This window comes from Verrucomicrobiota bacterium (assembly GCA_039192515.1).
Lineage (GTDB): Bacteria > Verrucomicrobiota > Verrucomicrobiia > Methylacidiphilales > JBCCWR01 > JBCCWR01.
On sequence record JBCCXA010000015.1, the window covers coordinates 16,208 to 28,892 of the forward strand.

A 12,685-nucleotide genomic window follows, 5' to 3' on the forward strand; every position below is an offset into this window, starting at 1 on the left:
CGTTGATTATTAAGGAGGCGTAGTAATCCTTCAGTCTTTATAAGAATCGGCAATTTCTTGGGCCATTAGTGATAGTTCAGCCGCTTTAAAAACATGCTCTTGGGTCATCGCTTTTTCAGTTCTATTGAGTAGGTCTAAGATAAGCTCTCCAAAAAAGGGATACCCTACTTTCCCCTCACATTCAATCATCTTAGGTTCATGATCAGTTGTGAGATAAATTCTCTGCCCCGGGTTGCCTGATTGGGCAATGTCTAAGTATTTGCGGACTTCCAGAGTACCTTTAGTGCCTAAGACGAAAGTGCGTCCATCACCCCATATAGGCATTCCGTCAGGAGTCCACCAATCTACTCGGCAATAGCACGAGGATCCCGTTGAGGTGATGAGTTGGGCTTCGCCAAAGTCTTCCAAGCCGGGTTTGTCAGGATTGCCAAAATTAGCTACACGCGCATATTTGACAACGGCATCTTCTACACCGGCATAAGTCAAAAATTGCTCAAATTGATGCGATCCAATATCTGTAAGAATGCCTCCGTAGGCTTCTTTATCAAAGAACCAATCAGGTCTTGCAGATTTAGAAAGTCTATGAGGCGCTATGATGAGCACTTGAAGAACGTCGCCAATCAGGTCCTGACTTATTAATTCTCCTGCATGCCAGCCCGCTTCTGTGTGAAGGCGCTCCGAGAAATAGACCATGTATTTTTTATGAGTCTCTTTGACAAGCTTCTTAGCTCTTTCAAGTTGTTCTAAGGTGGTGAAAGGAGATTTGTCAGTAAAATAGTCTTTACCAGCTCGCATAGCTTTTTCCCCGACCTCATATCTTTTATTGGGTATAGCTGCGGCATTGACTAAAAGAATCTCCTGATCATCTAGAATCTGTTCATAGCTATCAGCAACGGAGATGCCTGGAAATTTTTTTAAGTAGCTTTCAATTTTTTGAGGATCTGAATCGTATACCCATTTGCATACACCTCCAGCTTCTAAAAGCCCATTGGTCTGCCCATAGATGTGACCATGGTCTAGGTATGCTGTGGCAAAAACAAACTCTCCCTTTTCAACGACTGGTTTTGTTTCTCCAGATGGTGCGTAGTCAAACCCCGTCTTGCTCATTCTTTATTTTCGCTCACTCATATTGGGATATGTTTATAATGTGACTACAGTCAATAGCAAGTGAATGCGTAAGTTTGTATAAAAATTTCTTGAGAGATTTGATTTACCTAAAAGACTTTGCCATGTCTACGGGCGCTTTAGCCTTAATTGTTTCGCGTGATAGAGAATTTTTTTTGCGTTCAACTAGAGCTTCTCGGTATTCTATTCCATCGAGAGGAAGCAGGACGCGTTGCTCCTTCCATGAAGACAACAAGATAGCGTTAGCTATTTCTACGGACATAGAGGCATCTCTCAAGGGGCCAATGAGCGCATCATCATTTGCAAGTGCATCGATGAAATTTCGCAAAACTCCAACATGCTGAGTACCTTTGTCTTCGCCAAACTTTTCAGTTCGAGTCTTCGTTTCAGGTGTTCCAAACATGTCATCTGTTTGTTTGGAGAATTCGTCAGAGGGCTGCGACAGGGTGCTCACAAGAAGTTCTCTATTTTCCGCTATAATTGTGCCTTTGTTACCTACAATTTCTAGCCTGTTCACTCCGGGGTGTTCGCCTGTTGACCCTACAAAAATGGCCTTAGCTCCGGATGGCAAATCAAAAAAAGCGGAAACACTGTCCTCTACTTCAATGTCATGAAATTTACCAAATTCGCACTCTGCCCTAACAGACCGTGGCATACCAAAGATCCAAGAGAATATATCGATATTGTGGATGCATTGGTTCATAAGTGCTCCACCGCCTTCACCAGACCAAGTGCCTCGCCATGGACTGCAGCTAAAGTAAATTTCAGGTCGAAACCAGTTTGTCATAGTCCACTGGATTCGGTTTAACTCGCCTAGTTCGCCATCCGAGACAAGATCTCTAATTCTAGTGTAGTAAGGGTCGGTTCTTTGATTGAGCACAACTGCAGCAACTTTATTTTTTCTTTTGGTAAGTTGTATGAGGTCTCTGGCATCTTGGATTTCCAGTGCCACTGGTTTTTCGACAAGCACATGCTTTCCAGCTTCAATGGCTTCCACCGCCAGACTCGCATGCAAGTGAGTAGGGGTAGCCAGTATCACGGCATCAATTTCTGAATTTTTTAAAAGCTCTTTGTAATCTTTATAATAGCGAACTCCACCCATTGATGATGGATCCATATCTGTTCTATCCGAAACGGCTAAAAGTTTGGCGCCATGGATTTTGTCTTCAGTAAGATTGCTGGCATGCAGCCTCCCAATATTACCAAAACCAATCAGCCCGAAATTTATCATATGAATTTTGCTCGTTAAATTATTATTAAATCGATATGAGGCTAAAGAGACTTAAAGATTTTGCAAGATCTTGGCTTCAAGTAACATAGAGTTTTCTAGGAGTATTACCTTTTTTGAGACTGATGTCTTAACACTATTTGGATGGGGCTACGCACTTGACCGCTTCGCTTTAGCTTGCTAGTAAAGGCTACGCGAACAGGATGTGATGGATATATCTTCGTTGACTCTCTTTTTCTTGTGGCTCAGGCTCTAACGGATTTCGTTCAGCTTGTATCAGATCATCCAGGCCAGGCTAAATGGATCTTAAGCTTTTTGATGGGCCGCTTCTCGAATAGGGGGGTTTTCCATTACGGCGTAATATATGGTAGCAATACAACCCATCAACTGGTCATCTTCCGATTCACTGATTTCAATAGCAAAACCTTCACTCATGTGTTCTAAGATTTGGTTATCGATTGATATTTTAATGGAATCTTGCATATGTGCAATGAGCTCTCGCAAATCGCCGCCTATGATAATGAGTTCCGGGTTAAAAACGTGAACAAGTCTGGCGATTCCTTGGCCCAGTTTTGTTCCGACATCTTGAAGGACTTTAAGCATTCTTTCATCTTTACTTTCTATTAGGGAGGTGGCCTCATTTATCCAGTCAATGCGTAATCTATTTCGTTCTGTAAAATCCACTCCGGCGTCACATAGCTTTCGGATGATTGCCTTGGCACCTACCTCAGTAATCCAACAACCCCTTTTGCCGCAGCCGCATACATGACCATTTTCTACAAAAGGCACATGGGCAATCTGTCCCGCAAAGCCTGATTCGCCCAAAAGCAATTGACCATCAACATAAATACCTGCTGCCATGCCTACACCGACACTCAGATATATGATGTTTCTAACCTTTTCTTGATTGCCAAACAAATAGGCTCCGACAGCTCCGGCATGAGCTTCATTGATCAAATGGATAGGAATGTTAAATTTCTCCTCCCACATGGCCTTGAGAGGAACATTATTCCAGCCAAACAATGGGCCATGAGCTAAGATACCTTTTTCATAATTCACTAAACCAGCCCAGGCAACGCATAAACCGCGACATTTAAGAGTTTTTTTCTCAGCTTGGGCAAGAGCTCTTTGTACTAAAAGCTCTGCTTCCTTAATGTAATCATCTTGCTTAATCTCATGCTCAAGGAAGCGTTCAGAACGCCATATAAAGTCTTGCCCCATATTAGAAAGAACCACTGTGATTCGGTGCAGATTCATTTCCACGCCAATCATGCAGCCACAATTCGCATTAAGTTCTAGCAATAACCCCGGTCGCCCGGCAAAACCTTCTTTGTAGTGAGTCTCTTTAACCAAGTCTGCCTCTATTAGGTCTGCGACGATATTAGATACGGTTGCTCGAGTTAACCCTTGCTTTTCAGCTATTTCAGCTCGTGATAGGGAGCCATTTTTGCGCAATTGGTTTAGCACACCTACCGAGTTCAGCCTTCGGATGTCTACTCGATCGTAACGAGTTTGGTTTTTGAGTATATGATGTAACATGGCGATGCTATAGTTTAGATTTTGAATTAATTCTGGGGTAAATCATTATATAAAATGTAAAATCAATAATAAGTCTTTTTGATTAAATGGAAACTATTAATTTGCAAAAATTCTAAATAAGGTTGCTTGGGACTTGCGGAGACGCTATTTAGTTTAATTTTTCAACTATGGCAGCTAGTTTCGTTATTACGTTTGTTTAACTAAAAATCTGCTCAATATTCTTATAATTAGTAGTTTAGCAGAAATTACTAGCAATTTATTATATACAAATACGTAAAAAGTATTTACTCTCTGATTATGCGCTATCAGCCCAACAGAGACTATGTAAGTAATGATGAAATACAGACACCTGATTACCTAGCTAAACAGCTTGTGGAGCATTTTCAGCCGATTGGTCGAATTTTGGAGCCCTGCAGGGGGGATGGAAATATATACCAATATTTACCAGAAGATGCCCTATGGTGCGAAATTAATGAGGGCCGCGATTTTTTAAATTGGGATAAGAAGGTGGATTGGATTATGACGAATCCACCTTGGAGTAAAGTTCGAGTGTTTCTGAATCACGCGATGTCTATAGCTGATGATATTGTCTTTCTTATGACTGTGAATCATATATGGACAAAAGCTCGTATACGCGACATCAACACGGCAGGATTTGGTATAAAAGAGATTAGTTTGGCAGATATGCCCAAATCATTTCCTCAATCTGGCTTTCAGTTAGGTGCTATTCATGTGAGCAAAGGATGGCTAGGCCAAATACGCATGAGCTATTTGGCTAATGAGAATGAATGGATGCCAACAGAGGCAACTCGGCTTAAACTGCGCAGGCAAGATGCTGCACATGGTGCTCTCGATCATTTAGAAGAGACCCGGAAGATTTCATTTAGCGCTGATTCCTTGGTAGTCAGCGAAAAATAATTCTTCTGATAGAGATACTTAAGACTTTGGATAGTTCTCTAGGTAAGGATGGGTTTCTCCTTAATTCATAAATTCTTGAGGAACTAAGACATTTGCATATAGCAAGTCCTCGCTGCTCGTCTACGCGGACCAGCTCAGAGTCCATAGCAACTTCGCTGCCAACTACGGTTGCCCAAGCCTGTTGGAGAGATCCAGAGCCGTGTCTTTGAGCACTACGAATTTTTTTCATTACCTTTTGCAAAACCATCTTTCTAGCTTTAAGCGAATGGTCCTCAGGGCTTGCGTTAGTTGATGGAGATAACCTCTCCTCTTTGTTAATCAACTTTGAATAAAGTTTGAATTCATGTGGTGTCATCTTGCGGCCATGTTGCTGCAGAAAGCCACTTTCTAAGTTTTCAAGGGCCTGTGAGTGATCTGCTAGTCGCTCGTAAACGCTGCGTTGAACTTTTCCGCTACTTAAATCCATGATCTGCTCCATGCGCAATCCGCTATTCTTTAGTTCAAGCCTTACTTCATGGACGACTTCTATCCAGACCTTTTGGTATTCAGATTTGAGCACTTTTAGGTAGGGACGATTGGGAGAGTCTCCGCCGATATAGCAGTAAATCATCTGCTCACTAAGGGCTTGTCTCCGAGAACGTGATTTATGAGTCCTATTTAATTTAAGAGCTCGGTAGGTAGAAAATTCACTTCTCTTGTAGGAGCCAAAAAAGGGACGGTCTGCCATGAAAGAAATATAGACAGATTCCCATGGTTCTTCGAAACAAAATTGCAGCTGCTATTACTTAAAATCGTTCCAAGAATAGCGGTTAGTATGGGGCAAGACAGCTTGTTGGATTGTTGTTTGAGTGGTCGCTGCCTCATCGACCGTCCTAGGAGAGGATGAGTTCATTCCTTCAGAGGGACTTTTTGCCTGGGACTGAGCTGTTCGAAGGTCTGGGGTCGGAATGCCTTTGGCAGCTAAAGCTCCTCTTAGGCTGCGGATTTCGGCTGCTTGGTTGTTAACAAGCACGGTTAGGTTCTTGATGTCTGTCTCAAGCCTAGAGAGCAATTTGTCCTTCTCTGATAATTTTTCATCTAGGGAGTTTTGAATTTGATCGACGGAATTAGAGTGGGCTTTAGACTTAACTACCAATCCATCTACACGTTTATCCAAAACAGCTACTACAGCAGCGCCCTCGTCTTTGACTAACTTAAGATCTGATTTCAGCTCGGCTAATTTGTTTTCATGCGTAACCTTCTGAATTTTAATGGTGTGCTGAACTTCATTTAGAACGGTTTCGTGAACAGAAACTTCTTGTGAAAGCTTCATCATGGCCATGTACCGTTTATTCAGGAGGTCATTTTGCTCCGTTATTTGCGACACAAGAGACTTTTTTGTGTCTTCGAGAGTCTGATTCAGGGCGGCAAATTCGCGATTTTGCGTCCAGTAAGTGGTTCCTAAAAACCCTGCCAATGCTACTAAAATTAGGATAAGCGGCAGCCATGCCGATGGGCGGGATTCGACTTTGATTGAATCAGTATTACTCATAAATCACCTCAAGATAGACAACCACCTATAGTATCGGACGTAGTTAACTTAATCTTTAATTTTAGTTTGAGACTAAATGACTTCTTCAGTATAAGACGATCTGGTATCATACATACATTAGTAAGTGGCGACTGATCGCTTTCAGAAACATTATGACAATCCTATCCTCACAAGAGGCATATCAAAAAAGTTTGCAAGGCGGACTTTTGGTAGATGTTAGAACCAAGCCAGAATATGAAGCAATGCATGCACGAGGAGCGGAACATTTGCCTCTGGATAGCCTTACCATAGAAAAGGCAAGTGAGTTACGACGAAAAGTATTCGAGGATGAACAGATCTTGCTGCTTTGTAAATCAGGCAAAAGGGCTAGCCGAGCCGCAAGCATATTTTCTAAAGCAGGGCATCCGGATGTTTGTGTTGTTGAAGGCGGCACAGACCAATGGGTGCAAGCTAACTTGCCTCATTTGAGGGGGCCGAAAATGATGAGTCTAGAAAGGCAAGTGCGAATTGCTGCGGGTGTTCTGGTGGCAGTTGGAGCTGCTTTGACTTATTGGGTTAATCCAGCTTTTACTATAGTTCCGGCTTTTGTGGGGTGTGGGCTGGTTTTTGCAGGCTTAACGGACTGGTGTGGTATGGGTTTACTTCTAGCGAAGATGCCGTGGAATAGATAATTGGAGTATTTTAGAGCTCAGCGCACTGAAGCTTAATGGAAAATGTCTTGGCATCCTTGGGAGGTATATCGAAAGGCCAGCCAATTAGTAAGGCGTTACCTTGTAATACTTCATGTGAAATCTTATCGTTAGTTTCTGAGCTCATCAGTGGATAGCACCACAGGTTGGCTTCCTGTTCAGAGAGCAACTGTACTTCAAGTCCAGCAGTTTGAGAATGATAGACAATTTTTTTCCCATAACCGTCAAAGCTTATTTCTGTAGGGGATGTTTCTCGATCCTCTAAGATAATCCGGTCGTTTGATTGCTTAGAGAACGGTAAATGAAGATTCACCTCTGTAGCTAGAATGGCTTCGAGTGGAAGGTCGCTGGTATTAATGATTTGGTATACTACTTTTAGTTGATAAGTCTCTGCTCCCCAATGGTATGTTTTGCGAAGGGTAACTTTTTGGTGCATCTGATTTCGGTAAAGCCCCCCCTTTCTTTCCAAGGTTATAAGGGCTCGGTTGCTAAGGTTTTGGGAATCAACTATTTCATAAGGCTGATCAATAAAATCACCTAATTCTACCGCTTTGTTCTCGAAGAGATCCTCAGAATGAGTATGCCTATTGAAGAGGTGATCTTGGAAAAGATGCCTTTTGTACCAATCGCTTTTAGATTGGTCCTCTTGTTCCTGCAGATCAGATGGAGGGATCAGAGAATCATCTGTTAAACCACTAAGAGACTCCGAATGACGAGTTAAATGAGAGGCTAGGTTGAGGTGTTTCGGTAGTAAGCTATACTCAAAGCAGGACCCTCCGTAGGCCGGATGGATGCCACAGAAAATTTTAGGGTGAGTAACCAGCACCTCTTCTTGTCCATCTGCATTAATATCATGGCTGGAGATGTTCCATCCATTGCGATTCGCTGCTAGAATTGATTCTGCATGCAAGAGGCGCTTCCAGATTGCTTGTCTCAGGTGGGGTTGGTAAAGTCCTCCAGATGTTCCAAACCAATAGGCGGTGTTGCACTGGGCCTGCCACAGTAGATCTTGGCATTCATCTATTTGAGAAGGACTAGAATCTTTAAGCAATTTTTTGAGCCATAGCCCCTTTTTATGCATTTGATTAGCCTCGTGATAACGTGCTTTAAATGAGGCAAATGAGCCGGAGCGAAAGAAAGGGAGAAAAAGGTGAGAGTCGTGACGGATGGCTAGGTTGCGGCGCGCTCTTCTGTAGTCTGTTCGCGAACCATCGGGTAATGACCAGGCGCCCATCTCCCATCTTGAGCCCGCAGGTATATAAATAAGCCTAGTTGGTTTATGAGATAGTAAATAATCTTTAAAGCGAATGAGCTTAAGCCATCCAGACGCATCTGATAAAGTCGTGAAAAGTTCTGAGAGATAACCAGATTGATGAACACTGTCGAAAGTTCCAGGCCATACTCCCCAGCGTTCTGCAATATCAGCTGCGGTAAATGTCTGTTCATTTCTACGATTTGCAACGCGCCGTAAATAGATGAGCAAATCGTCCACTTTCCCAAAAGGCATGCGCTTTAGAATATTCGTGTCATTGGGAAATAGATATATCGGGTGGCCTAAGTGTTCAGTAACGAAGGCGCCATTTAGTTCATTTTCCTTTTCTCCAGCATAGACGAAGCGCCCTGCTCTTAAAATAGTATAGCGAAGGCCATTTTCAAAATAAGTTTGGGCTAGTGAAGGGCTCCACACGCCTTCGGCTGTCCAAACACCATGGGGAGCATATCCCAGATGCTCTGCTTGCCATTGATTCATCTTCCGAAGTTGGCCAATACGGTCTTCCTCCGGTAGCTCAGCAAGCACGGGCTCATAAAATCCATCAGATAGGATTTCAATTTGATCACGTTCTATAAGGCACTTGAGTCGTTCCAAGTATTCAGGGTGTTTCTCAAGTAAGAATTGGAGAATAGGTCCTGAGTAAGATAAAGTGATGTTGATTTTAGGATGTGCCTCTATGGCCTTTAGCAGTGGCTCATAGCAACGTGTGTAGCATAGCTCCAAAACTTCCGGGAAGTTTCCAATAGGCTGGTGGTGATGTAGAGAGAGGATTAGGTTTAAGTGATTCATCAATAAGAGGCTTGAATTTGACCTGGATTATGGACTAAAGGCTAGAAGATCTGCGCCACATCTTTGCCTTAAATTACATAGAGTCTGCTAGAGGTATCACCTTTTTGGTACATCTTTGTCGACTCTCTTTTTCTTGCGGCTCAAGTTTTTACGCATCTCATTCAACTTCTATTACATCATCCTAGTTTAAACAATATAATTATGGAGCATATATTGGGTATCAGTATGCCAAAGTTTTTCATGTATTTTTATCAAGTAAGATTGATATAACAAGTAATGCTTGTGATTACTACTTAAAAGTAAACGGCACTGAATTATCAGCTGACGGATGGACTGATTTTAGGTAGATGGCTGTATTTCTCATGCGTGTGATTGAGTTTTAAACAAACCAGTTTTTTAAAGTGAATTTTGGAGAGGGAGCCGTGAATTCAATAAGGCCTGTAGAAGGGTAAATTTCTTTTTCTGTCCCATTCTCTAAAATCTGCAGGGTCATCGTGACTGTTTCTCCTTCACTCTTCCAATCCAGGGCATGAACACTCGTAGATAATTCAATGCGCTGTGGCTTAATGGCAAGGTGAACCGTCTCTTTTCTAGAGTAGTAGCGGACCCCATCTTTACTTCTTTCGATTTTAGCGAGGTAGGTTTCGAGCTTATTGTGCTTGCTAGCTTCTCTATTAATAACAATTCGAGCGGGTTCGGGTTTGTGAAAAGTGTAAATAAGCTGGTCTGGGGATTGCCCCTTGTAGTCAAAGCGAAGAAAAATGTTTTCAGGATTAAAGCCAAAGTAGAGCTCCCTGGCAATCCTGTCGGATTGGTACATTGCACCGCCGCTGTTTTCAAGATTCATATGCCCTGCGCCCATCCAATCAAAGTAGCTTTCCTTATCTTGTTCTAATTCTGGGTAAATATAGCTGGTGGGCACTGTGTAGGTAAAGAGGCGGCCCTTTTGTCGTATGGGGGCGCTTAAGTATTTTGGAGGCACTTCATTGAGTAAATAATAGACATTCTTAAGATGTGTTCTAAATAGCTCATCAAAGAGAAAGTCAGAATCGGTCTGGAAATCAGGACCATACCACCAGAACCAATCACTTCCTTCGGCTGCGTATATTTCTCTCCAGGCATTTTCGAGAACTTCGCTGGGAAGTGTATTTTCCGCTGCGTATTCAATCAGGAAATTTCTTGTTTTGCCTAGCCACTCCCACCCTCTATTTTCCTCTCCGTCACCAATCCAAATATCAAAGTCGCCGTTGATCCACGAACCTGAATGCAGATGGTGAACGGTATTATGAGGAGGGAATTCTGCAAAGACATCGCCAAGTCTCCTTGCTCGTAGTTTATGACTTGCTTGGATACGCTGATAAACCATGTGTAGAAAGCTTTTGCCGCCGTCATGAAAAGTTTCCCAAGCATTTTCTCCGTCCAAGACTACACCAACGACTCGATTGGGATTATCAGATGGAACAACTTCGTCTAGATGCTCTAAATGATGAATGAGAAAATCGGTAGCTTCTTGATCAGTTTGTCGTGCAGCATTAAATCCTACGAAGTCGGATAAAGGGCGTTCACGAAATAAAGCGTTGACTCTTGCTCCTTCAAATTCGCATGCCCAGGTTTTGAAGAGTTCAATATGGTCTGTTTCTGGTGGTAAGCTCTGAAATAAAACTTTTTCGTCCGTGCAAAAATATTCAATCCCCTCTTCTTTGAAATGAGGTATTAACTCTGGGGCAACAGATCCTTCTGAAGGCCATAGGCCTTTTGCTTTTTCCCCAAAGACTGACTCGTGTAACTCTTGGGCCATCCTCAAGTGAGCTTTGACATCATCTGGGGCAGAGAATGGGGGCGGCAACTCCCTGCCAGGCATGCAGCGGTGTGCAAAATCAGTGTTGTATACAAGAGGCATGATTGGGTGATAAAAAGGGGTAGTGGTAATTTCTACTTGGCCAGCGTCTTTGGCTTCTCTGTAGTAATTGAGAACCGTACAAACAATTTCATGATGAATATCCAAAACGCGATTTTTTTCTTCTTCAGTGAATCCTCTAGCTTTCCGTTTCAACTCCTTTAGCTCTGGATAATTTTCTTCTGCACTGAAACCACACCAAGAGAGGTTATACCACGTTTGGAGGTCTAGATAGTCTTGGTCTTCGAAGTGGCGGGTGCTCTCTTTAATGGTTGTTAGGTCATAGTTTTGACCGCGAAGATCAAGTAACTCTTTATATCTAGGGAATGGATAAATCAAATTATCCCAATGAATCTTAAAAAAATTTTCTAAAATATGAATTTTATCTTCGTGGGATAACTCAGAGGCAGGTTTACGGCTTAGTTCTTCCCATGCATCTGTTACTTCTCTTTGGGCAAGTTCTTGAAGCTGCTTTATAAGCACGGGGGTAAAATTGAAATTGAGATGAACCTCTGGGTACATTCTTCCTACCATAATCATGTCTAAGTAGCCTTTGACTGCATGAAGCCGGACCCAAGGCATCAATGCTGTTTTCGTCAATGGGTTGACATAGTACGGTTGGTGCATATGCCATAAGAAGACAACATTCATCATAAGATCTTGGCCTCCTTCAATATAGTAGCTGCTTCCTCGGGTAGAACAGTATTGATATGGAACCCTGTCCCGAATTCAAACCCTGCAATTCCTGTAAGACGAGGTAAGATCTCAACATGCCAGCGATAGTCAAAAGTCGCTGTTTGCATGTCAGGCTTATCTATTCTTTTGATAGGAGCCGTATGAATGATCATGTTATAATCGGGTTTTCCGACAGCCTCAGAAAGTTGTCGAAGCACCGTTCGGACGGCATCAGCAAGGAGGAAGAGTTCATGGTCATCGCATTCAGCAAAGTGGGGTTTCTGTTGGCGGGGCATAATGCATATCTCAAAGGGAAAGCGAGATGCAAAAGGACAAAAGGCTGCGAAACCGGCGTTTTCAAACACCAGTCGCTCATTGTTTTTTAATTCATTTCGTAAAATATCCTCAAAGATATTGCGGTCCTTTTGCAAAAAATAATGACGTGCGGCTACGAGCTTTTCTTTAATAGTTATAGGTGTGATAGGCAAGGCTATGATCTGAGAATGGGAGTGGTAGATGGAAGCACCAGCCAATGCACCAAAGTTTTTGAACACAATGATGTAACGAAAGCGCTTATCTTGACTCAAATCATGAGAGCGCGCCCGGTAGGCTTTAAGCACATTGGCTACTTCGGTGAGTTTTAGGTCTTCTAAGCATTGTTGAGCATTGGGAGTTTCAATCACTACTTCATGAGCGCCAATACCATTGATGCGGTCGTAAAATCCGACTGCTTCTTTATCTAAATTGCCTTCAACCCGCAGGGCGGGAAATCTGTTAGGAACTACACGAACCTGCCAGCCGGGCTTATTAGGTTGTGAATGCTCGTTGCGAATCGCAAAGACTTCATCAGGAGTATAACTTTCATTCCCTTCACTAAATGGGTCAGATTCCGGGTCACCCGGCGTAGGTTCCCGCATAGTAGAGGCATTCATAGGGCGGCGTAACCGCTCGGGACTAAATACAACCCATCGTCCTATGAGTGGATCTTTGCGTATTTCAGGCATAGTCTTTACAAAAAAAT

Annotated in this window: 9 protein-coding genes and 1 pseudogene; 2 read left to right on the top strand and 8 right to left on the bottom strand. The window is 42.8% G+C overall.

Annotation, left to right across the window (positions count from 1 at the left end; translation table 11 throughout):
• Nucleotides 1-30: 30 nt before the first annotated feature.
• The 3 genes from AAGA18_08190 to AAGA18_08200 all read right to left on the bottom strand — a co-directional run bounded on the left by AAGA18_08190 (nucleotide 31) and on the right by AAGA18_08200 (nucleotide 3,892).
• Entirely contained in the window at nucleotides 31-1,107 is a 1,077-nt protein-coding gene (locus AAGA18_08190; protein ID MEM9445321.1) for a Gfo/Idh/MocA family oxidoreductase, read from the bottom strand.
• A 103-nt stretch (nucleotides 1,108-1,210) separates the two neighbouring features.
• A complete protein-coding gene (locus AAGA18_08195) occupies nucleotides 1,211-2,356 on the bottom strand; it encodes a Gfo/Idh/MocA family oxidoreductase (protein ID MEM9445322.1) in 1,146 nt (381 codons plus the stop codon).
• Nucleotides 2,357-2,659: 303 nt separating this feature from the next.
• Nucleotides 2,660-3,892 carry an ROK family transcriptional regulator gene (locus tag AAGA18_08200; GenBank protein MEM9445323.1) on the bottom strand — a complete coding sequence of 411 codons (1,233 nt, stop codon included), beginning with the start codon at nucleotides 3,890-3,892 and terminating at the stop codon, nucleotides 2,660-2,662.
• Nucleotides 3,893-4,189: 297 nt separating this feature from the next.
• Here AAGA18_08200 and AAGA18_08205 point away from each other — a divergent pair, with 297 nt between their 5' ends.
• Nucleotides 4,190-4,810 (top strand): hypothetical protein, encoded by a 621-nt coding sequence (locus AAGA18_08205; protein ID MEM9445324.1) that lies wholly within the window; start codon nucleotides 4,190-4,192, stop codon nucleotides 4,808-4,810.
• Here the strand turns inward: AAGA18_08205 and AAGA18_08210 are convergent.
• Both AAGA18_08210 and AAGA18_08215 read right to left on the bottom strand, forming a co-directional pair.
• The gene (locus AAGA18_08210; GenBank protein MEM9445325.1) at nucleotides 4,797-5,537 is read right to left on the bottom strand and encodes a hypothetical protein; all 741 of its coding nucleotides are present in this window, start codon (nucleotides 5,535-5,537) and stop codon (nucleotides 4,797-4,799) included. The genes AAGA18_08205 and AAGA18_08210 overlap by 14 nt on opposite strands.
• A gap of 54 nt (nucleotides 5,538-5,591) precedes the next feature.
• Nucleotides 5,592-6,341 (bottom strand): hypothetical protein, encoded by a 750-nt coding sequence (locus AAGA18_08215; GenBank protein ID MEM9445326.1) that lies wholly within the window; start codon nucleotides 6,339-6,341, stop codon nucleotides 5,592-5,594.
• Between the two features lie 152 nt (nucleotides 6,342-6,493).
• Here AAGA18_08215 and AAGA18_08220 point away from each other — a divergent pair, with 152 nt between their 5' ends.
• The gene (locus tag AAGA18_08220) at nucleotides 6,494-7,012 is read left to right on the top strand and encodes a rhodanese-like domain-containing protein (GenBank protein ID MEM9445327.1); all 519 of its coding nucleotides are present in this window, start codon (nucleotides 6,494-6,496) and stop codon (nucleotides 7,010-7,012) included.
• A gap of 10 nt (nucleotides 7,013-7,022) precedes the next feature.
• Here the strand turns inward: AAGA18_08220 and AAGA18_08225 are convergent, their stop codons facing one another.
• From AAGA18_08225 to AAGA18_08235, 3 genes and pseudogenes are all read right to left on the bottom strand, one after another.
• On the bottom strand, nucleotides 7,023-9,092 hold the full coding sequence (locus tag AAGA18_08225; protein ID MEM9445328.1) for an alpha-amylase/4-alpha-glucanotransferase domain-containing protein: 2,070 nt from the start codon (nucleotides 9,090-9,092) through the stop codon (nucleotides 7,023-7,025).
• 379 nt (nucleotides 9,093-9,471) lie between these two features.
• Nucleotides 9,472-11,643: a glycoside hydrolase family 57 protein gene (locus AAGA18_08230; GenBank protein MEM9445329.1), complete on the bottom strand. Its 2,172-nt coding sequence runs from the start codon at nucleotides 11,641-11,643 to the stop codon at nucleotides 9,472-9,474.
• Nucleotides 11,640-12,671: pseudogene (locus AAGA18_08235) on the bottom strand (DUF4931 domain-containing protein). Before AAGA18_08235 ends, AAGA18_08230 begins: the two are co-directional and overlap by 4 nt.
• Nucleotides 12,672-12,685 lie beyond the last annotated feature (14 nt).

Bases quoted from the DNA above. Each gene is read 5' to 3' on its own strand.
- AAGA18_08190 (MEM9445321.1), bottom strand. From the start codon at position 1,107: ATGAGCAAGACGGGGTTTGACTACGCACCATCTGGAGAAACAAAACCA.
- AAGA18_08195 (MEM9445322.1), bottom strand. From the start codon at position 2,356: ATGATAAATTTCGGGCTGATTGGTTTTGGTAATATTGGGAGGCTGCAT.
- AAGA18_08200 (MEM9445323.1), bottom strand. From the start codon at position 3,892: ATGTTACATCATATACTCAAAAACCAAACTCGTTACGATCGAGTAGAC.
- AAGA18_08205 (MEM9445324.1), top strand. From the start codon at position 4,190: ATGCGCTATCAGCCCAACAGAGACTATGTAAGTAATGATGAAATACAG.
- AAGA18_08210 (MEM9445325.1), bottom strand. From the start codon at position 5,537: ATGGCAGACCGTCCCTTTTTTGGCTCCTACAAGAGAAGTGAATTTTCT.
- AAGA18_08215 (MEM9445326.1), bottom strand. From the start codon at position 6,341: ATGAGTAATACTGATTCAATCAAAGTCGAATCCCGCCCATCGGCATGG.
- AAGA18_08220 (MEM9445327.1), top strand. From the start codon at position 6,494: ATGACAATCCTATCCTCACAAGAGGCATATCAAAAAAGTTTGCAAGGC.
- AAGA18_08225 (MEM9445328.1), bottom strand. From the start codon at position 9,092: ATGAATCACTTAAACCTAATCCTCTCTCTACATCACCACCAGCCTATT.
- AAGA18_08230 (MEM9445329.1), bottom strand. From the start codon at position 11,643: ATGATGAATGTTGTCTTCTTATGGCATATGCACCAACCGTACTATGTC.